The 22,063-nt window shown below is 35.0% G+C and carries 16 protein-coding genes; 14 read left to right on the top strand and 2 right to left on the bottom strand.

The genetic code is table 11. From position 1 onward, the window contains the following. Positions 1–16 precede the first annotated feature (16 nt). Positions 17–2,497, bottom strand: a complete 2,481-nt coding sequence (locus MST30_RS00770) for a M14 family metallopeptidase (RefSeq protein WP_243472510.1) — start codon at positions 2,495–2,497, stop codon at positions 17–19. Between the two features lie 117 nt (positions 2,498–2,614). Here MST30_RS00770 and bshC point away from each other — a divergent pair, with 117 nt between their 5' ends. The 9 genes from bshC to yidC all read left to right on the top strand — a co-directional run bounded on the left by bshC (position 2,615) and on the right by yidC (position 14,269). Beyond that, entirely contained in the window at positions 2,615–4,216 is a 1,602-nt protein-coding gene (gene bshC / locus MST30_RS00765; protein WP_243472509.1) for a bacillithiol biosynthesis cysteine-adding enzyme BshC, read from the top strand. Positions 4,217–4,366: 150 nt separating this feature from the next. Continuing rightward, complete coding sequence (locus MST30_RS00760; RefSeq protein ID WP_243472508.1) at positions 4,367–5,737, top strand: pyridoxal phosphate-dependent decarboxylase family protein; 1,371 nt, start codon at positions 4,367–4,369, stop codon at positions 5,735–5,737. Positions 5,738–5,819: 82 nt separating this feature from the next. Then, positions 5,820–7,355, top strand: coding sequence for a glutamine-hydrolyzing GMP synthase (gene guaA / locus MST30_RS00755; RefSeq protein WP_243472507.1), 1,536 nt, complete (start codon positions 5,820–5,822; stop codon positions 7,353–7,355). 58 nt (positions 7,356–7,413) lie between these two features. Continuing rightward, a complete protein-coding gene (locus tag MST30_RS00750) occupies positions 7,414–9,318 on the top strand; it encodes an amino acid ABC transporter substrate-binding protein (RefSeq protein ID WP_243472506.1) in 1,905 nt (634 codons plus the stop codon). Positions 9,319–9,321: 3 nt separating this feature from the next. Beyond that, positions 9,322–9,723, top strand: a complete 402-nt coding sequence (locus MST30_RS00745) for an OsmC family protein (RefSeq protein ID WP_243472505.1) — start codon at positions 9,322–9,324, stop codon at positions 9,721–9,723. Further along, positions 9,724–10,269 carry a DUF922 domain-containing protein gene (locus MST30_RS00740; RefSeq protein ID WP_243472504.1) on the top strand — a complete coding sequence of 182 codons (546 nt, stop codon included), beginning with the start codon at positions 9,724–9,726 and terminating at the stop codon, positions 10,267–10,269. A 69-nt stretch (positions 10,270–10,338) separates the two neighbouring features. Further along, the gene (locus MST30_RS00735; RefSeq protein ID WP_243472503.1) at positions 10,339–10,566 is read left to right on the top strand and encodes a DUF3820 family protein; all 228 of its coding nucleotides are present in this window, start codon (positions 10,339–10,341) and stop codon (positions 10,564–10,566) included. 93 nt (positions 10,567–10,659) lie between these two features. Then, a complete protein-coding gene (locus MST30_RS00730) occupies positions 10,660–12,276 on the top strand; it encodes a CTP synthase (RefSeq protein WP_243472502.1) in 1,617 nt (538 codons plus the stop codon). A gap of 88 nt (positions 12,277–12,364) precedes the next feature. Next, positions 12,365–14,269 (top strand): membrane protein insertase YidC, encoded by a 1,905-nt coding sequence (gene yidC, locus MST30_RS00725; protein ID WP_243472501.1) that lies wholly within the window; start codon positions 12,365–12,367, stop codon positions 14,267–14,269. A gap of 136 nt (positions 14,270–14,405) precedes the next feature. On the opposite strand, the gene MST30_RS00720 is transcribed toward yidC, so the two are convergent. Beyond that, positions 14,406–15,419 (bottom strand): fasciclin domain-containing protein, encoded by a 1,014-nt coding sequence (locus tag MST30_RS00720; protein WP_243472500.1) that lies wholly within the window; start codon positions 15,417–15,419, stop codon positions 14,406–14,408. A gap of 66 nt (positions 15,420–15,485) precedes the next feature. Here MST30_RS00720 and MST30_RS00715 point away from each other — a divergent pair, with 66 nt between their 5' ends. From MST30_RS00715 to MST30_RS00695, 5 genes are all read left to right on the top strand, one after another. Continuing rightward, the gene (locus tag MST30_RS00715) at positions 15,486–16,196 is read left to right on the top strand and encodes a toxin-antitoxin system YwqK family antitoxin (RefSeq protein ID WP_243472499.1); all 711 of its coding nucleotides are present in this window, start codon (positions 15,486–15,488) and stop codon (positions 16,194–16,196) included. 178 nt (positions 16,197–16,374) lie between these two features. Beyond that, the gene (mnmA, locus tag MST30_RS00710; RefSeq protein ID WP_243472498.1) at positions 16,375–17,562 is read left to right on the top strand and encodes a tRNA 2-thiouridine(34) synthase MnmA; all 1,188 of its coding nucleotides are present in this window, start codon (positions 16,375–16,377) and stop codon (positions 17,560–17,562) included. A gap of 250 nt (positions 17,563–17,812) precedes the next feature. Further along, on the top strand, positions 17,813–19,423 hold the full coding sequence (locus tag MST30_RS00705; protein ID WP_243472497.1) for a S8 family serine peptidase: 1,611 nt from the start codon (positions 17,813–17,815) through the stop codon (positions 19,421–19,423). Between the two features lie 122 nt (positions 19,424–19,545). Next, the gene (locus tag MST30_RS00700) at positions 19,546–20,487 is read left to right on the top strand and encodes an NAD(P)H-dependent flavin oxidoreductase (protein ID WP_243472496.1); all 942 of its coding nucleotides are present in this window, start codon (positions 19,546–19,548) and stop codon (positions 20,485–20,487) included. Between the two features lie 145 nt (positions 20,488–20,632). Beyond that, positions 20,633–22,048, top strand: coding sequence for a hypothetical protein (locus MST30_RS00695; RefSeq protein ID WP_243472495.1), 1,416 nt, complete (start codon positions 20,633–20,635; stop codon positions 22,046–22,048). Positions 22,049–22,063 lie beyond the last annotated feature (15 nt).

The following is a 22,063-nucleotide window of genomic DNA, read 5'->3' as shown; positions in this document are numbered from 1 at the left end:
TTTTGATTGATGATAATTATAATTCGTATGCATTATTATTCACAAAGAAAACGGAGTTCACCAAGAATAATTTTCCGTTTTCCCAAAAACTTCTAAATAAGGTATTGTCTACAAAATAGATGAAGCTACCGCTACCTTTACGTTCTTCACCAAAAACTAAAGTGTTACCTAAATTAGCCAGTGCATCTTTACCAGCAAAACCAGAATACACTTTAGTGTCAGCTAGATGCCCAACGTTATAGCCGCTATCCAATAAATCATAAGAGGAACTCCCTAGTTTTAAGGTAAAATAATCTTTGCTGTAACCAAAGGCCATTGGGTGTGTGTTGTCTATTTTAGTTTTAAAAATAGCACCAGTAATAAGGTTGTTGGTGTATTCACGCTCACGATCTGCATATGGTGTTAGATTGTCATTACTACTATAGTTGTCCGACGATTTATATTTTAAACTAAAACCATCTTTGCCAGCAAAACTTCTAAGAGCACCATCAATAGCAATAACTTTTCCACCAGCTTGTACCCAATCATTAATTTTTTGCAGATTATTTTCATTAAGTACGCTACCATAATAACCATTTGGAATGATAAGCACATTATATTTATTAAGATTAGTTCCGCTTAAATCGTCTGTGTTTATTGAAGTTAAAGGATAATGTAATTGTTGTTCAAAGAAGTGCCAGATTTCACCATAACTCAAAGAAGAAGTGCCTTCACCAGATAACACGGCAACCTTTTGCTTATTCACTAGCTTAATGTCTGGCGAACCAATATCTGGTGTAGTTTGAGAAAATCCTGAATTAATTTGAGTCAAATGTTGTTCATGTTTCTGCTTTATTTGATTTAATAAACCAAGAAAATCTTCAAGGTGTTTATTGTCTCCTTTGGTGATAATTAGTGAACCTCTATCAAAATTTTTTCCATTAGAAGCAAATGGTTTTTCAGTAAATCGCACTCTAAAATCATGCTTCAACAAATCTGCTAAAAACTGTGCATCTTTTAGCGAATTCCATTTACTAACATAGCCATAAGCTTCAGAAAGCACAGTTGGCATTTTACCTTCATAAGTTTTAGTACTACTCACTTTAGATGTGCTAGCAATAGCATCTAAACCATATGCATATGGCACAGACCAGGCCGTAATATCGTAAGTTAGTGAGTCGTTTAATTTAGCGTTAGGTTCAAACAAAACTTTAACCATTTTGCCTTTTGGTTGATTGGTGTGAATTACTAGAGAATTGGCATCAACCGACATAGTTCCTTGTTTGCCAGTAGCATAATCGTAACCTGAAACTTTCCCATTATTAGTGTTTTCGAATTTAATGTCATGTTTGCTTAATAAGCTCTTAAGGCTGTTCAGTTTGTCTTGGTTGCCTTTTACCACATAGCTTTTATATTTTAAATCACTATTGTCAAAGAATTTAGCAAATTCAGTATTCAGTTGTTTTGCTTTTTTTGAAGCGATTTCAACCGTTGAAAGTCCTGTAACTGTATGGTGCGTCAAACGCTCTACTAACGTTAGTACATGACCTTCATCGTTTAAAATACCTAAGCCAGACATACCATGACCACCTTGTTCGTAAGTCATACCAATAGCTCCCATGTATGTTGGGTAGGTATCACCATAACTTGGATAAAACAAATCGAAACGCTCTCTGGTAAAGAATAACCAACCTTCAGCATCAAAATATTTAGCGTGGTTTTGTCCTATTTGTGTCTGAAAATCACGTTGCCAATCGCTAATAATCTCATGGAATGGTTCAGCAGCTGGTGCAAAATAATAGGGCTCATTAGGACCTTGCTCATGAAAATCGACATGAATATGAGGCATCCATTTATTGTAAACTTTTAAACGCTCTTGCGTTTCAATTTGTGTTGCCCAAGCCCAATCTCTATTCAAATCAAATAAATAATGATTTGGTCGTCCGCCAGGCCAAGGCTCATTGTGCTCGCTAGCCTGTTGGTCTATGTCATAAGGTGTGCTTTTGGTTTCGTTATACCAATTAACATATCTGTCTCTACCATCTGGATTAATGCCTGGATCTATTATAACTACAGTATTTTCTAGTAAATCTTTTCGTTCAGTAAGTAACTTATAAAGCGTGAGCATGGCAGCTTCAGAACTCGATGCTTCATTACCATGTACGTTGTAACTTAGCCAAACAATGGCAATATTGGTATTGGTTGGTTCGCCTTCTAAAAGTCCTGTGTTTTTTAAGTTGTTTTCACGGATTGTTTCGAGGTTTTTTATGTTTTCTTCAGAAGAAATGTAAGCTAATACAAGCGCTCTACGCTCATTTGTAGTTCCGTACTGTTCAACTTTTACATTATTTGGAACAGCCTCAGAAACAGACTTAAAATAATCGATAACTTGATGATGACGACTAAATTGTGTGCCAATATCATAACCTAAAAATGCACTTGGTGATTGAAGATTTTGTGCCGTTGTTAAGGTAAAGCAGCCAAAAGCGACCAATACGACTAAAAGAAATTTTTGCATTAAATACGATGTTTTTTGTTTGAAAGCTAGTAAAGATAGTTCGTGAAATTGAATTAACTAAAAATTAGCAGTTAAAAAATAGAAGTACCTTATCTTTATGCCATAATAATTATTTGTATGCCAACTGACTGTATTCCGTTTAGAGCAACCGGATATTTCTCTGATTTTATTTGCGATTATTTAGATCAAAAGCCTGAGCTAAAACCTTTATACAATCGTTTTCCAACTATAGAAAATTTTAAAGCTCAGATAGAGGAAAAGTATCATTCTGAACATGTTTCAGAATCTAGTCGAAAGGTGCTTTCTGAAACTTTGGTAAATCAATATGCTAATATTGAAGCTTCAGAATTAACCCTAAACAATATTGAAAGCTTAAAATCAAAAAATACATTTACCATTACGACAGGTCATCAGTTAAACTTGTTTACAGGACCTTTGTATTTTCTGTATAAGATTATTTCAACGATAAATCTTACCGAAGAATTAAAATCAACATATCCAGATTATAATTTTGTGCCTGTGTATTGGATGGCTTCTGAAGATCATGATTTTGATGAAATCAATTACTTCAATTTTAAAGGCAAAAAGATTCAGTGGAATTCTAATCAAACAGGTGCCGTTGGTCATTTTAATACTAGTGGACTAGAGGATGTATATGAAGTGATTTCTGCTGAGTTTGGTTCAGGTAAATTCGCAGAGCAATTAAAAGAATGGTTTAAAAATGCCTATCTCAATAACGATAATTTAGCAGATGCAACACGATACCTGGCAAATGCATTGTTTGGTGAATATGGATTGGTAATTATTGATGCAGACAATAGAGAATTAAAGCGTTTGTTTATTCCACAGATGCAAAAGGAATTAGTTGACCTACCAGCTTTTAAAACGGTTTCAGAAACCAATAAGACTCTTGAAGACTTAGGGTTGAAAATTCAAGTAAATCCTAGGGAGATTAATTTATTTTATATTCATGAAGGTTTGCGAGAGCGTATTGTTGAGACAGATGGCATGTTTTCGGTTTTAGATTCTAAATTTCAGTGGACTAAAGATGAATTGATAGCACATCTCAATGAATTTCCTGAACGTTTTTCTCCAAATGTCATTATGCGTCCTTTATATCAGGAAGTGATTCTTCCAAATTTATGCTACATAGGTGGAGGTGGAGAAATGATTTACTGGTTGCAATTAAAATCTAATTTTGAAGCTCAAGGTGTTACGTTTCCTATGTTATCACTGAGAAATTCTGCTTTAGTAAAAACAAAAAAACAAGCAGAAAAATTAGAGAAACTCAATATTTCTGATGCTGACTTATTTTTAAATAGAAGTTCATTCATCAATAAAAAGGTTAGAAAAATTTCAAACATCGATATTGATTTTTCAGATCAGATAATATATTTAGAACAGCAGTTTGAGGATTTATTCAAATTAGCAGAACAAACTGACAAATCGTTTTTAGGAGCTGTAAAAGCCCAAGAGGTAAAGCAAATAAAGGGTCTAAAACATCTTGAAAAACGTTTGCTTAAAGCTCAAAAACGAAAATTAAAGGATCAAATTGAGCGTTGCACTGAATTGCAAGAGCAACTATTTCCTGGGCAAAGCCTACAAGAGCGTAATACTAATTTTTCAGAATTATACTTAGAGTTTGGTGATGAATTAATTCCTGAATTAATCAAAGCTTTGCAACCACTTCAAAATGAGTTTACCATAATTACTCTGTAGACTCATTCATAACTTAACTAAAAGAGAGATATCATATGTGTTTGATAAAACTTAGGCTGTATAAGTCTAGCTTTTATACTTACTAATTGAACGCATAATCGTAATTTTGCATGCGTAAAGAGATATGTTAATTTTTAAGACTTAATATTCATGCATAAGATAGATTTTGATCTTATTGAAATGACAATGGATGTGATGAAATATACCATTGACCGTATTTCGCATACCAAACAAAAAATAGGAAAACCGCAAAAAGCAGAAGTCCTAAAAAGCCTCGTTGGAGAAACGATAACAGAAAAAGGAATTGGAGGAGAAAAGGCTTTTCAATTATGGAAAGAGCATTTGGCTAAAGCAAATGTACCAGTAGATCACCCTCGGAATTTAGCTTTTGTTCCTGCAGCACCAACACGTGCCGCAATAATGTTCGACCTGGTGACATCGGTATCTAGTATCCATGGTGCTTATTGGATGGAAGGTGCTGGTGGTATTTTTTGCGAAAACGAAGCTATGTCATGGATTGTCTCTTTAACAGGATTGCCTAAAGGTGCTTTTGGTGTCTTTACAAGTGGAGGAACAGCCGCTAATTTATCAGCAATAGTTACAGCCAGAGAACATTGGAGAGAGGATGATACTTATAAACGTGAAAAAGGACTGATTATCACCTCAGAAGGAGCACATTCTTCTATAAAAGCTATGGCTAAAGTGGCAGATGTAGATATCCTTTTGGTGGAGTCTGAAGAACGATTAACTGGAGAAAACCTTAGAGAAACAATAGACAACCTTACCTTTCATCAACGTAAAAGATTGTTTGCTGTTGTGGCTACAGGAGGAACTACCAATGCTGGGATTATCGATGATCTAGCAGGCATTGCTAGTGTTTGTGATGAGGAGCGTATTTGGTTTCATGTAGATGCCGCTTATGGAGGTGGAGCTTTAGTAGCAGATTCTGTTAAGCACCTTCTAAAAGGTATCGAACGAGCCGATAGCATTACCATAGATCCTCATAAATGGATGTTTTCACCATACGATTGCGGTGCTGTTATTTATAGACGTCCAGAGTTTGCCAAAAAGGCGCACTCGCAACAAGGTTCCTATTTGGAGATTTTTAAGGATGAAGGAGCTCATGGATTTAATCCAACCGATTATCAAATTCAGTTAACACGAAGAGTGAGAGGTTTGCCTTTATGGTTTTCATTAGCCACACATGGTACAAACCGTTATAAGGAAGCAGTAGAACGAGGTGTAGAGTTGGCTCAAATAGCTGGTAAAATGATTGAAGAGAATCCTTGTGTAGAATTAGTTAGGGAACCTAGCTTATCTTGTGTGCTCTTTAGAAGAATAGGTTGGAGTCCTGAAGACTACACTAATTGGACTTATGACAACCACAACAAAGGTTTTGCACTAGTAACGCCAACTAAATGGAAAAGTGGAGATAGCTATGAAACGGTTTCAAGATTTTGTTTTATTAATCCAGATACAACCGAAGAAGATATTAAAATGATACTAGACACTATGGCTTAAGCATTTAAGTTTGGTTTAAAAACAGGTATAAAAAATTACAATTTTCTTGATTGTTAAAATTGGTAAATAATTACTTTTGCACATGCAACACAACAAAGTCCTTATTTTAGATTTCGGGTCGCAATACACACAGCTTATTGCACGCCGAGTTAGAGAGTTGAATATCTATTGCGAAATTCATCCATTCAATAAAATTCCTTCAGATTCAGATAGCTTTAAAGCTGTAATTTTATCAGGAAGCCCAAATTCAGTTAGGGGAAAAGATGTACTTCACCCTGACCTTTCAAATATTAGAGGTAAAAAGCCAATGCTTGCAGTGTGCTATGGTGCGCAGTATTTGGCACATTTTTCTGGTGGTGAAGTGGCAGAATCTAACACTAGAGAATATGGTAGAGCAAATCTGGCTTTTATAAAAAGTGATGAAGACTTTTTTGAAAATATTCATGAAGGTAGTCAAGTTTGGATGAGCCATAGTGATACAATTAAGAAATTACCAGAAAGTGGTGTTTTGCTTGCTAGTACAGGAGATGTAGAAAATGCAGCTTACAGAATTGAAGGTGAAGATACCTATGCTATTCAATTCCATCCAGAAGTGTATCACTCAACAGATGGTCATCAGTTACTTCAAAATTTCTTGGTGAAGATTGCAAAGGTTAATCAAGATTGGACACCAAATGCATTTGTAGAAGAAACTGTAGAAGAACTTAAAGAAAAGCTTGGTAATGATAAAGTCGTATTAGGTTTGTCAGGTGGAGTAGATTCCTCAGTCGCTGCAATGTTATTACATAAAGCTATAGGCGAAAACCTTTACTGTATCTTCGTTAACAATGGTTTACTTCGAAAAAATGAGTTCGAAGATGTATTACATCAATACGAAGGTATGGGATTAAACGTTAAAGGTGTAGATGCTTCGGCACGCTTTTTGGATGCCTTAGCAGGAAAGAGCGACCCAGAGGAAAAACGAAAAACCATTGGTCGTGTGTTCATTGAGGTTTTTGATGATGAAGCACATCTTATACAAGATGTAAAATGGCTGGCACAAGGCACCATTTATCCAGATGTTATAGAAAGTGTTTCTGCAACAGGAGGGCCAAGTGCAACAATTAAGAGTCATCATAATGTTGGTGGTTTACCAGACTTTATGAAGTTAAAGGTTGTTGAGCCTTTAAAAGCCTTGTTTAAAGATGAGGTAAGGCGTGTAGGTGCTTCTATGAATATGGATTCGCATTTATTAGGTCGTCACCCATTTCCAGGTCCAGGATTAGCAATTCGTATTCTTGGAGATCTAACTCGTGAGAAAGTTCGTATATTACAAGAGGTAGATGCTATCTTTATTAATAACCTGCGTTCTTGGAATTTATACGATAAGGTTTGGCAGGCTGGAGCAATGTTATTACCAGTTAATAGTGTTGGTGTAATGGGAGATGAGCGTACTTATGAAAAGTGTGTGGCATTAAGAGCTGTAGAGAGTACAGATGGAATGACGGCAGATTGGGTAAATTTACCGTATGAGTTTTTACAAAAGACCTCAAATGAAATTATAAATAAAGTAAAAGGCGTTAACAGAGTTGTATATGATATCAGTTCTAAGCCGCCTGCAACAATAGAATGGGAATAAAATAGTGACGTTATAGTTGATTTTGTTTCTAAAATTAGGATAAGCTAAACAAGAATACATGAAGAAATTATTAACCGTCATATTAATTGCCTTAGGTTTAAATCTTAGTGCTCAAAACTATATTGAGCATAAGATAGAAGAAGGTGAAACTATTGAAAGTATAGCAAAAAAATATCTGGTAACACCTTTTGATATTTATGCGTTGAATCCTGATGCGAAAACTAAATTTCAGCCCAATACGGTTTTAATTATCCCTAATTCAAAAATTAAAAATAAACCTATTGATGAGGAATCAAAAGAACTCATAGGCTATAAAACCCATAAAGTAAAGCGTAAAGAAACACTTTATGGCTTATCAAAAAAATATGGAGTTTCCGAAGAAGAAATAAAAAAAGCCAATCGTTTTCTGTATTCCGAAAATCTTAAGAAAGGAGATAAAATCAAGATTCCCAGATACAAAACCTTTGTGTCTAAAGTAAGCCTTAAGAATACAGTTAAAAAGTATAAAGTTCAGCCTAAGGAAGGAAAATGGCGTGTTGCTTATAAGTTCGGAATTACTGTTGCAGAACTCGAAGCTTTGAACCCAAACATGAAACCAATTCTTCAACCAGGAGACGAGCTCAATGTGCCAAATATTGAAGACCAAGATGAAAAGGTCATAGAATCTGAATATGATTATTATGAAGTTTTGCCAAAAGAAGGGTTTTACAGATTAAAAATAAAAACAGGCCTTACTCAAGAAGAGTTAGAAGCTATAAACCCAGAGCTAAAAGAAAGTGGATTAAAAGCTGGTATGGTGCTAAAAATACCAGCTTCAGCTGATGCCACTTCAGGTCTTTTAGATGTGGAAACAACTAATCTAGAATCAAAAATCAAAAATTTTAAGGTTAAAAAATTAGCTTTAATGTTGCCTTATCGTTTGCATAGAATAGATGTGGATTCTGTAGAAGAAGCTAAAGATATGATTAAGAAAGATAAGCTTCTGCCTATTGTTTTAGACTTTCATGTTGGAGTAAGAATGGCATTAGATTCTGCAAAGCAATTAGGTATTTCTACAAATTTAAAAGTATTTGATACAGAATATCAACCGTCAACCATAAGCAAAATACTTTCGGATAACGATTTCTCAGATTACGATGCCGTAATTGGTCCTATGGAAGAAAAAAGTTTCGATAGAGTTGCAGATGGTTTAAGGAGCGACAGAGTTCCTGTAATTGCAGCTTTAAATAATCCTAAGGAGATTTATGCTAATGTTTTTAAAACCATTCCAGAAGATAAATTATTGCAAAAAGCAATGATCGATTTTGTAAAGGCAGATAGTTTAAAAACTAAAGTTGTTGTTATTGCAGATCAATCTCACAAAGCCACTAGTGAAATGCTGAAAAAGGAATTTCCTACAGCAACCCAGATTTACTCTCAAAAAGATAAGAAAACAGGTAAAGACGCACACTTTATATATCCTGTGCAATTAGAAAATGTTTTTAGACCAGGAAAAACCATTGTATTTTTAGAAACTAATAATGGAGCGTTTGCTTCTAGCGTTATAAGCATGCTAAATGCCCATACAGTGGATAAAACAGAAATTGTATTGGTAACACTAGATAAAAATAAAGCCTTTGAAGGCAAGGATGTGGATAACAACAACTTATCTAATCTTCAATTCCATTACCCTTCGGCACATAGAAATTTTGATGAGCATAAATCAAATGGTTTTGTAAAAGCCTATAAAAAGGAATTTGGTGTGTCACCAAGCAAATATGTTGCTCGTGGTTTTGATATTACATTAGATATTCTCTTAAGATTAGCGACCGAAGATAATCTATACGAAGCTTCTAATGAGGTTGTTGAAACCGAATACGTAGAAAACAAGTTTAGATACAACAAATCACTATATGGTGGCTATGTTAACGAAGCTGTATATATAGTGAAGTACGATAATTTAAGAATCGTTGAAGCCAATTAAACCATGACTTCTAAAGTAACTTACTTAGGCAATCTCAGAGCAGAAAGTGTGCATGTAAAATCTGGTAACAGTTATATTACAGATGCACCAACAGACAATAATGGCAAAGGAGAAGCGTTTTCTCCTACAGATACTGTTGCTACAGGATTAGCGAGTTGTATGCTAACGGTTATGGGAATTAAAGCCAGAGAAATGAATGTTGATATGTCTGGTACAACCGCTGAGGTTACAAAGACTATGGCTAGTAATCCGAGACGAATTTCAAAAATTGAAGTCGTACTTAATTTTCCGTTTGAAGCTGATAATAAGACTAAAAAAGTTTTAGAGCATATAGCAAATACTTGTCCTGTAAACCAAAGTTTACATCCAGATATCGAGAGAGATATCACGTTTAATTGGCAATAAATGCAAATAAATCATCTCATAATTTCAGTTTTGTTTTTGTTTGTTGGAATGACTTTCAATGACGAAACAATACCATGGAATGACACTCGAAAACTCGTGTGGGAAGATTTTAAAGGCAATCCAAATCCCGATTCAGATGCTGTAGCTTTAACAGCCTCAGGAATTACTTTTGGGTATTCTGTAAAAACATCTGGAAAACGCATTATTGATTACTCAACAACGGTAGAAGCACATTTTTATCCAAATAAGTCTTGGTATTTATCTGAAAAAGCAGACAATCATATTCTTGCTCATGAGCAATTACATTTTGATATTACTGAGCTTTATGTTAGAAAGTTTAGGCAACAGCTAGAGCGTTTGGTCGTCAATCAGAATATAAAAATTCAGATGAATCAAATTCACGTAGCCATAAACGAAGCTTTAGATAAAACTCAGAAGACTTATGATGAGCAGACCAACCATTCTATAAATGTTGAAGCTCAAAACTACTGGGAAAATTACATTGAAGAAGAGCTTAAAAAATTAGAAAAATACAAGTCGCAATAAGTTGAAAGGAAATAAAAGAAGTTTTTACATCCTTCCTGCGCACGCAGGAATTTATTTTTTTAGACAGTTATGGAATTAGATAAGAACATGCTAATAGAACTTGCGCACTATAAAATGCCTTTTGGTAAATACAAAGGTGATTATTTGGTAGATATTCCAGAATATTATTACACATGGTTTAAGCAAAAAGGATTTCCCGAAGGAAAACTAGGAAGAATGATGATTCAAATGCACGATATCAAAATCAATGGTTTAGAAGAAATAATTCATAATATAAGGAGGGAATTTAAACCTTAATATGTGTCTTTTAAATAACATTTCAACAAAGCATAAACAATAGGTGGAAAAGTCATTAAATTTCGTAAATTTGCCTGCGTTTAACAACGTAACATGACCACAAATCCTAAGTATATTTTTGTAACAGGCGGAGTGTCTTCCTCACTAGGAAAAGGCATTATCGCTGCATCTCTCGCTAAATTATTACAAGCCCAAGGTTACAGAACTACCATCCAAAAATTAGATCCATATATCAATATAGATCCAGGAACTTTAAACCCTTATGAGCATGGCGAATGCTATGTAACTGATGATGGTGCAGAAACCGATTTAGATTTAGGACATTATGAGCGCTTTCTTAATGTTCCAACATCTCAAGCTAATAACGTAACTACAGGTAGAATTTACCAAAGTGTTATAGACAAAGAGCGTCGAGGCGAGTTCTTAGGAAAAACGGTTCAGGTTATTCCACATATCACAGATGAGATTAAGCATAGAATACAAATTCTTGGTAATTCTGGAGACTATGATATTGTAATTACAGAAATTGGAGGAACAGTAGGTGACATTGAGTCTTTACCTTATGTTGAAGCTGTACGTCAGTTACAGTGGGACTTAGGTGAGCATAATGCTTTAGTAATTCACCTTACTTTAGTACCTTATTTATCAGCAGCAGGAGAGCTTAAGACAAAGCCAACACAGCACAGTGTTAAGACTTTAATGGAAAGTGGAGTGCATGCAGATATTTTAGTTTGTAGAACAGAGCACGAGCTTAACGAAGGTCTCAAGGAAAAGTTAGCGCGTTTTTGCAATGTTAAGAAAGAAGCAGTAATTCAGTCTATTGACGCGTCAACAATTTATGATGTGCCAAATTTAATGCTTGACGAAGGTTTGGATAAGGTTGTTTTGCAAAAGTTAGATCTTAAAAGCGATACTCCTAATTTAGACCAATGGAATGAGTTTTTAAAGCGTCATAAAAATCCAAAAAGTGAAGTCACTATTGGATTGATTGGTAAATACGTAGAACTTCAAGATTCATACAAATCTATACTCGAGGCTTTTATTCATGCAGGTGCTGAAAACGAAGTGAAAGTTAACGTAGAGCCAATTCATTCAGAATTTTTGAATGAAGATAATATAGATTTCAAGCTTGGTCATTTAGATGGTGTTTTGGTAGCGCCAGGTTTTGGTGAGCGTGGTATAGAAGGTAAAATCGATGCGGTAAGGTTTGTAAGAGAACACAATATCCCATTTTTAGGTATTTGTTTAGGAATGCAAATGGCAGTCATAGAATATGCCAGAAATATACTCAACTTAGAAGGTGCTAATTCATTAGAAATGGATGAGAATACACCGCATCCTGTCATCAATCTTATGGAATCTCAAAAAGATGTGGTTGATAAAGGTGGTACAATGCGTTTAGGTGCTTGGGATTGCGATATAGCCGAAGGAAGTATAGCTCATAAAGTTTATGGTAAAACAAGTATAAAAGAACGCCACAGACATCGTTTTGAATTTAATGACGCTTATAAAAAGCAGATTGAAGCTGCAGGTATGAAAGCTACAGGATTAAACCCAGAAACTGGACTTGTAGAAATTGTTGAAATACCAGAACACAACTGGTTTGTTGGTGTACAATATCACCCAGAATATAAAAGTACAGTTGCTAATCCACATCCTTTATTTGTGGCATTTGTAAAAGCTGCATTAAAATACAAGAATAAAAAATAATGTGCCACTTTGGCGTAAAACGAATTTTGGATTGCTTTTTGGGATAGCCAAAGCATTAATCAATCAATCGTAGTGTACGAACTAAATTATGGAAGAAAAGAAACTCGATATTAATTCAATCATAGGATTCATCCTTATATTCGGGATTTTGGTGTTTATGATGTATCAAAATGCACCAACAGAAGAAGAGATTGAAGCTCAAAAACAAGCTGAGCAAGAGCAAGTAGAAGCAGAGAAAAAGAATAGTAAACAAAATGAAGCAGTTGTTACAACTTCAGATGATTACAGCAATACAAAAGACTTAGACTCTACGCAATTAGCAGCACTTAAAAGCAAAGAAGGATCTTTAGCTTATGCTTTAACTTTACCAGGTGAAGACTTTACTACTGTTGAGACAGATGTGTTTCAATTAAAATTCAGTAGAATGGGAGGTCATTTGACGGAAGTAAAGCTTAAAAAGTTTGTAACCTTTGACTCTTTACCTATCTACATGGTAAAAGACCAAAACAGTGCTTTCAATATTACATTCGGTACTTCTGATAATCGTACACGCAATACTCTAGATTATCCTTTTCAGCCTAGTGTAAGTAAGAGTGGTGAGAATACTATTGTATCAATGAAACTTAAATTTTCTGAAACAGAATTTTTAGAGTATAGATACGAGTTGAAACCAGATGATTATATGATTGATTTTTCAATCAAGTCTCAAGGTTTAAGTGGCGAGTTTAATACTTCTCAACCAATTACTTTAGATTGGAAACAAAAAGGAATTAGACACGCAAAAAGTATTAGTTACGAAAACCGTTATACCAGATTAACCTATATGCACGACGACGATCGTGTAGAAAAGTTATCACAAATGGGTAATGATGAAGAAACGGTTGAAGATGTAGAGTGGTTATCCTATAGACAACACTTCTTTAGTTCTATATTAGTAGCTAAAGATAATCCGTTTTCAAAAGCAGAATTGACTTCTCAGAATTTAGTTGAAGACGAAGAAGTAGATTCTTTATATACAAAATTATACACTTCAAAAATACCGTTAGCTTATAATGGTGGCGAGGTAAACAAAAATTTAGGTTTATACTACGGACCTACAGATGCTAAGGTTTTAAAAGCTTACGACAAGAATTTACAAGAAAGTATCCCTTTTGGTTGGGGAATTTTTGGATGGATAAACAAAGCTTTGTTTATTCCGTTGTTTGGTTGGTTAAGTAGTATGTTGCCTTATGGTATTGCTATTATTGTTATGACGGTTTTGGTAAAATTAATGTTGTCTTTTGTGCAGTACAAGCAGTTTTTATCTCAGGCTAAAATGAAAATTTTAAAACCAGAGTTAGAAGCCATTAGAGAAAAATACAAAGACAATAAGTTAAAGGCACAACAAGAAACTATGGCATTGCAGAACAAAGCTGGTGCAAGTCCACTTAGTGGTTGTTTACCAGGTTTAATGCAGATTCCTGTGTTTTATGCCTTGTTTATGTTTTTCCCAACAGCATTCGATTTAAGACAGAAAAGTTTCCTTTGGGCAGACGATTTAAGTTCTTATGACTCTATTGCAGATTTACCATTCAATATTCCATTTTATGGTGATCATGTTGCATTATTTCCAATTTTGGCAGCTATTGCTATTTTCTTCTATATGAAGATGACAACAGGTCAACAAACCGCTATGCAACCAGCACCACAAGAAGGTATGCCAGATATGAGTAAAATGATGAAGTATATGATTTACTTCTCGCCTTTGTTAATGTTAATCTTCTTTAACAACTATGCCTCTGGTTTAAGTTTGTATTACTTTATTTCTAACTTAATTAGTATTGGTATTATGTTAGTGATTAAAAACTACATTATCGATGAGGATAAAGTGTTGGCTAAAATAGAAGTAAGTAAGAGTAAGCCTAAAAAACAAAATAAGTTTCAGAGAAAAATGGCTGAAATGATGGAGCAAGCTGAACAGCAAAAACAAGCACAGCAAAGACGTAAAAAGTAAACGTATTATCATTCTGAATTTAATTCAGAAACTCACATAGCTTTATAAATTAAAAACCCAGACAATCGTCTGGGTTTTTTCTACTAACTAAATCAATCAATATAAAAATGAGGTAATCACCCTCGACTTTTCTAAATTATGGTAATGGGAATAAAATCACTTTATCAATTACATGCACAACACCATTTATTGCTTGTATATCTACTAAAGATGTCACTATGTTACTCACTCGACCATTAGCATCGGTTAAAGTAAAGTTGCTTGTATTTGCAGTAATGTCTCCTCCTAATGTCGTAACGGTTCCAGTAGCCAGTTGGTCAGATTGCACATTAGCTCCTACAATATGATAAAGCAAAACGGTATCTGTGGTTGCTGCATTTAATTCACCTGTACCTTCACCAAAACCTGATAACCCTAATTCAGCTAATACACCATTAGTAGGATCTGTAAAAGCGTCATTAGTTGGAGCGAATACTGTAAATGGTCCTGCTTCAGAATCAGATACAGTATTGATGTATGGTACTGTAGGTGCGCCAGTATCTGCGTATTGTAAAGCAGCTACTAATGTAGATAATCCTGGGTTTGAAGTCGCAAATGTTGCAATGGTTGGTAAATCTATAACTGTATTTACAATATGAATGGTACCATTAGTAGCCGTTAAATCTGCATTGGTAACTGTTGATTGTCCATTAATTACAACACCATTAGTAGTGTTAAAATATAAGCTTAAATTTTCACCATTAGGTCCTGTTGCAGCCACGTTTGTATAACCCGATCCTGCATTTGCTAAATCTGTTGAAGATAAGTTTTGACCCATAATTACATGGTTTAGTAGAATGTTTCTTACTAGAGCTTCTTCAGAGGCAGAAAGATTATTTAAGTCTAATCCTGTTGCAGTTAATAAAGCATCAAATGCATCATTATCTGGAGCAAACACTGTGAAAGGTCCAGAGCCTTGTAATGTGGTTACTAAATCTGTGGCTTCAAGTGCAGCAGCTAGGGAAGTTAAACCATTTGCTAAAGCTACATCAACTACAGTTGTTGCTTGTACGCCAGGTCCATTGTTGTCATCATCGTCACTACATCCAGTTACACCTAAAACCAATAGAAATACTGTCAGTAATTTGAGAGTTTTTGAAATAATTTTCATTTTTTTGAGTTTTTAAATTGTTCAACATTACACAAACTTGGTTAGTTTGTTTAACGAATTTACAAAATGATTAAACAAAAAGTTTATTTCAGTTTTATTTTTACAATAATTTTAACAATCGCTCATGCTCAAAAGTCAGTAAATCAATTTGATAAAAGCGGGAAACGTCACGGTATATGGACAAAAAACTACCATAAGACCGATCAAAAACGTTACGAAGGTCAATTTGTTCATGGAAAAGAAGTAGACACGTTTAAATACTATACGCTTTCTAAAGGCAAAAGCGTGCTTAGTGCTACAAAGGTCTTTAATATTAAGGATAGTTTGTCTGATGTGAAATTCTTCACCTCTAAAGGAAAAGTCATAAGTGAAGGTAAGATGAATGGTAAACGCTATATTGGTCAATGGGTATTTTATCATAAGGACTCTTCAGCAAAAATGATTGTTGAACATTATAATGATGAAGGAGAGCTTGAAGGCTCTAGAACCGTATTTTATAAAAATGGTTTAGTAGCTGAAGAGACAAATTATAAGGATGGAAAACTAGATGGTGAATCTAAATGGTTTTCAGAAGGTAAATCACTACTGAGACAATCCATTTATAAAAATGGAGAATTGAATGGCAAAACTATAAACTATGATTCTGATGGCAATAAAACTTCCGAAGGCGATTATACCAACGATAAAAAATCAGGCATTTGGAAGTATTACGAAACTGGGAAACTCAAAAAAGAAATAGACCATACCAACAACAAGGTTATAAAAAAATACAAATAGTTTTAAACTATAAATAATATAGTTTTTAGGAATAGCAGTCTTCATTAGATTGCTATTTTTATTTGTAATTTTGCCGAAGTTTTTCAGACAAAGACATTACTCATAATTTTGTGTGTTTCGACTTCAAGGAAAGAATGCGTCCATAAAAAAGAGTAAAAAGGAAATCAGGTCAATTAATATGAAAAGAGTAATAGTAGGACTTTCAGGAGGTGTAGATTCTAGCGTTGCAGCATATCTTTTAAAAGAGCAAGGCTACGAAGTTATTGGCTTGTTTATGAAAAACTGGCACGATGATTCTGTAACCATTTCAGATGAATGCCCTTGGTTAGAGGATAGCAACGATGCCATGTTGGTAGCGGACAAATTAGGTATTCCTTTTCAAACAGTAGATTTAAGCGTGCAATATAAAGAGCGTATTGTAGACTATATGTTTAATGAATACGAAAAAGGTCGTACACCAAATCCTGATGTATTATGTAATCGCGAAATTAAGTTCGATGTCTTTATGGACATTGCTATGGATTTAGGTGCAGATTATGTGGCTACAGGACACTATTGTCGTAAATCTACAATCGAAAAAGACGGTAAAGAAATTCATCAGCTTTTAGCCGGAAAAGATAACAACAAAGATCAGTCTTACTTTTTATGTCAGTTGTCGCAAGATCAATTAACAAAAGCTTTATTCCCAATTGGTGAATTAACCAAGCCAGAGGTTAGAGAAATAGCTAAGGCTCAAGATTTAATAACCGCAGAGAAAAAGGATTCACAAGGCTTATGTTTTATTGGTAAAGTTAGACTTCCGGACTTTTTGCAGCAGCAGCTTAAACCAAAAGAAGGTGTTATTGTTGAGGTTGAGGATTCTCTCGAAGTTTATAACCGAACACATCCAGAGTTTACCTCAAAAGAAAGTGAGTTAGCATACTTAGCCAAAAAACCAGAATACGCCTTATCTGATGGAAAAGTAGTTGGCAAGCATCAAGGCGCACATTACTTTACTAAAGGACAACGTAAAGGTTTAGCAGTTGGTGGAACCAAAGAGCCTTTGTTCGTCATTGAAACTGACGTTGAAGAAAATGTGATTTATACAGGTCAAGGTAAAAATCATCCTGGGTTATTACGAAACGTACTCTTTGTGTCTAATGATGAATTGCACTGGATTCGTGAGGATTTAGCCTTAAACGAAGGTGAAACTATGGATGTGATGGCAAGAATACGTTACAGACAACCTTTAGAAAAAGCAACACTACATAAAGTCGCTTCAGGATTGTATGTAGAATTCGAAAACAAACAATCTGCTATTACCGAAGGTCAATTTGTGGCTTGGTACAACAACGATGAGTTGTTAGGTTCAGGCGTGATTTCATAATACTATTCCTGCGAAAGCAGGAATCTCACTTATATCGTAACACTTCGTCACTTCGAGTGTTTTTAATCGAATGAAATGAGATTAAAAATGTATCTAGAACCCTTTTTTGTCTTAGATTCTGAATCAAGTTCAGAAAGACAAGTATATATACGCTTTGTCAGTTCGGGTGTCCGGACAGCAATCTTCTAGATGCATCAAGAACACTCTAAAAATTCCCAACAAATCCTTAACTTGCAATAAAAGAAAAGCTATGAATAGAACATTACCATTGCTTTTATTGCTCCTCATCACAATAAACAGCTACGCACAAGAAGATGCTTGGGTTTACCTTACCGACAAGCCTAATGAAGCTGCTGCTTTAGCAAATCCAATTTCCATACTTACTCAAAAAGCGTTAGATAGAAAACAAAATCATGGCATTGCCATCGATACCAGAGATGTGCCAGTACATGAACCATATATTACAACGCTTAAAAGTCAAACAGGCATTACAGTTATGGCAAAATCTAAATGGTTTAATGCTGTACACGTCAGAGGTGCAGAAACCGATATTTCAGCATTACTAAATCTGAGTTTTGTAGATAGTATCGACTTTGCTGACAATGGATTGGATCTAGGTTCACGTTCATCAGCACTTCAGGATAAATTAAATATTGAAGACGAGAGCATTGTGTTTACCTATGGTGATACACAAAATCAGATAGAAATGATCAATGTAGACAATTTGCACCTTGATGATTTTACAGGAGAAGGTATTACCGTTGCGGTTTTAGATGCTGGTTTTCCAAATGTTAATACCATGTCTGCCTTTCAGCGCTTACGCGATAATGGAGATTTGCTAGACGGCTACGATTTTGTAAATCGAACAGAAGCGGTTTATGATAACATTGCCAGTTCTCATGGCACAAAAGTGTTGAGTACTATGGCAGCATTTGTTCAGGATGAGTTTGTGGGTACAGCACCAGATGCATCTTATTATTTGTTTATTACCGAAGATGCTACTGGTGAAAATCCAGTAGAAGAAAGTTATTGGGTAGAAGCTGCCGAACGTGCAGATAGCTTGGGTGTCGATTTAATAAATACCTCTTTGGGTTACACGGAATATGATAATCCGAATTACAATTATACACCTGCAGACATGAACGGTCAAACCGCTTTTATTACTAAAGGTGCCACTATTGCCTCAGAAAAAGGGATTTTGGTGGTTGTAAGTGCAGGTAACTCAGGTGCCACAACTTGGCAAACCGTTAGTGCACCAGCGGATTCTCCAGATGTGCTATCTGTTGGAGCTGTAGATGCCAATGGAGATTACGTGGCATTTAGTTCACAAGGTAGTGCTGCGCAAGTCGGTTATCAAAAACCAGATGTTGTTGCTCGTGGTGGAGCTGCTTATGTGGTTAGTGAAAATGATGTCATTACTCAAAATAATGGGACATCGTTGAGTGGTCCTATTTTATGTGGTGGTATTGCCTCGTTATGGCAAGCTGTACCTGAATTGTCACCAACCGAAGTGATGGATTACGTGAGGCAATCGGCTTCGCAATACACCATGCCAGATGATTTTTTAGGGTATGGTATTCCAGATTTGGCATTGGCAAGAACCCTAGGAGTAGAAGAGGAGGCTTTCAATAGTTTTAGTGTTTATCCGAATCCTGTGAAAGATGAATTAAAATTCAATATACCTATTGAAAGTAATCCTCTAAAAATTACCATTTACACTTCGTTAGGGCAGGAAGTGAAAACCGTGAAGTTAGGCCAGAATGTTTCCAATATTAACGTGGCGAATTTATCATCTGGAATTTATGTGATGAAGCTTTCTGCAGAACGTCAATCCAAAACGTTTAAGTTTATTAAAGAATAGAACCGAGCGTCACTTCGAGCAATACCCTCAAAATAGATCAATTTTATCAAAACAATTCATTGTCATGCTGAACTTGATTCAGCATCTTTTTGCATAACTTTACCCTTTAAATTTTAAAATTCATGGCAAACAGAATCACAGAACTTTTCAATATACAATATCCAATCGTACAAGCAGGCATGATCTGGAACAGCGGTTGGCGACTCGCCTCAGCAGCAAGTAATGCTGGCATTTTAGGCTTAATAGGCGCAGGCTCTATGTATCCAGATGTGTTGCGCGAGCACATCCAAAAATGTAAAGCTGCAACCGACAAACCTTTTGGCGTGAACGTGCCAATGCTATATCCAAACATTGAAGAAATTATGGATATCATTGTTGAAGAAGGAGTAAAGATTGTATTCACCTCTGCCGGAAATCCGAAAACATGGACCAGCTGGTTACAAGAGCGTGGCATTACTGTGGTACATGTGGTGAGTAGTGTAAAGTTTGCGCTCAAAGCCCAAGACGCAGGAGTAGATGCTGTGGTGGCAGAAGGTTTTGAAGCAGGAGGACATAATGGTAGAGACGAAACTACCACGCTCACTTTAATCCCAATGGTAAAAGAGCACTTAGAAATTCCATTAATTGCCGCAGGTGGTATTGCCACCGGAAAAGCCATGTTAGCTTGTATGGTTCTGGGAGCCGATGGAGTACAGGTTGGTAGCCGCTTTGTGGCGAGTGAAGAGTCTTCTGCACACCAAGATTTTAAACAAGTTGTGGTGGATGCTAAAGAGGGCGATACACAATTGACCTTAAAAGAACTTGCACCTGTAAGATTGGTGAAAAACAAATTCTTTAACGATCTACAAGAGTTGTATAAAACTGCACCAACACCAGAGCAGCTCAAAGAACTTTTAGGACGTGCCAGAGCCAAACGTGGTATGTTTGAAGGTGATTTAGACGATGGAGAGCTAGAAATTGGCCAAATCGCAGGATTAATCCACGACATTAAACCTGTTGCAGATATTGTAAACGACATGGTAACTGAGTTTGAGGAGGCGAAAAAGCAGGTGACTTTACTCTAAAAATACGTAACGTTACGTATTGACTTTTTGTTTAAAAAAACCGAACTTCGCTTACATGCGCTGAACTTGTTTCAGCATCGTTCGATAAATTCAATTAAAACTGAACTTATCTAAATGTTGTAGCCAATGCCACCTTATCCGCAATATGGTAAGAATTTACTTTGATAAACAAATCTTTAGTAACCTTTTTAAAAAGGATAAAACAAAGTATGTCAAACTATTAGATAAAATCAGAAATCAGCGTTCAAGTTTATTTGTTTTCTCGCACGCACATTTACTTGATTTAAAAAGCGATAAAACAGACATAAAATATTCTGAATTAGATTTTATCGAATCTATAGTTGGTGATAATTACTTGTCTTATCACGCTATTGAAAAAAGAACATCCTGCTACTTAGCAACTCCCAACATGGCATTTAAAGATGTAGAACATGAAGATGACAATATTGATTTTGCAAGCCTTTTAGAATTTGATACAACTGACTTAAATGATGAGGACAAACAAAAAGTAGAAAAAGCCAAAAAGCTCTTGACTGAGCCAATTTTAGATTTTAATTTCTCAGGATTGATAGACGCTGATTCTGAAGTCTTAGATACAGTTAGTAAAATACTGCCATTTGGTAAAGATCCTATGTCCATGATAGATTGGAGTGAACATATGATGTCCTTAGTTACAAAAATGAAAGATGACAATAAAGTTTGGAAAGGATTAAGAAACATTACGGACACACATTTCAATAATGGAAAATTTACAATCAATTATGACGAAATAGACTTTAATGATGAGCTGGAAAATTCCGAACTAAAAAAAACTTTTACACAATTCGTAAATGATAATTTGAATCCTAATGGAACCACAGAAGTAACCAAATATGATTTTTTTGTAAATGCTTATTGTACGTTAGACCTGCTAGGGATTAGTAAAGAACCATCTAAGAAGTTCAAATTCAATAACATGATGAATGATGCTCTACATAGTTATTATGGTGCCTATACTGATTGCGTCGTTTCAGAAGATTTAGCTTTTTTAAAGAAGACTAGAGCACTATATAGACTGCTAGGTATAGAGACAAAAGTTCTTCATATAGATGAGTTCATTAATTCTTTTGACTTTATAGTTGAAAAAGAGGCGTCTGATGTATCAACTTTTATTCAATTATTAAAAAACGATTTAAACAATAGCTTAATAATCAATTCACATCAATCACTTGACAGAGATAGAAAAACAGAAACGATTAAACCCGTTCATACTTATCTAGGTTTTTTTAACCGTATTGACAAAATAATAGAGGATGGTAAGCAATATTTATACTTCTACAGAGTAACTTATAATTATTCATATTTTAAATTTTACCGAGAATATGAATTGGTTATCAATAATGCCTTTAGGATATTTGGAGATGACATTAACTTCAAAGGAAAATTTGATTGGGAAAAGGAATTAGAATTGATGAGATCAGACAAATGGATTGGTAGGGAATGGAATTTTGAGGATGTAAATTTTAAAATTGAGAACAATCAAGGATCAAAAGAATTTAGTTTGTTAATCTCATTTGATTAGTAGCATAGGTTACAA

The sequence above is a fragment of the Winogradskyella sp. MH6 genome, from assembly GCF_022810765.1.
In the GTDB taxonomy this organism is placed as follows: domain Bacteria; phylum Bacteroidota; class Bacteroidia; order Flavobacteriales; family Flavobacteriaceae; genus Winogradskyella.
This window is presented reverse-complemented; position numbering and strand designations above follow the sequence as displayed.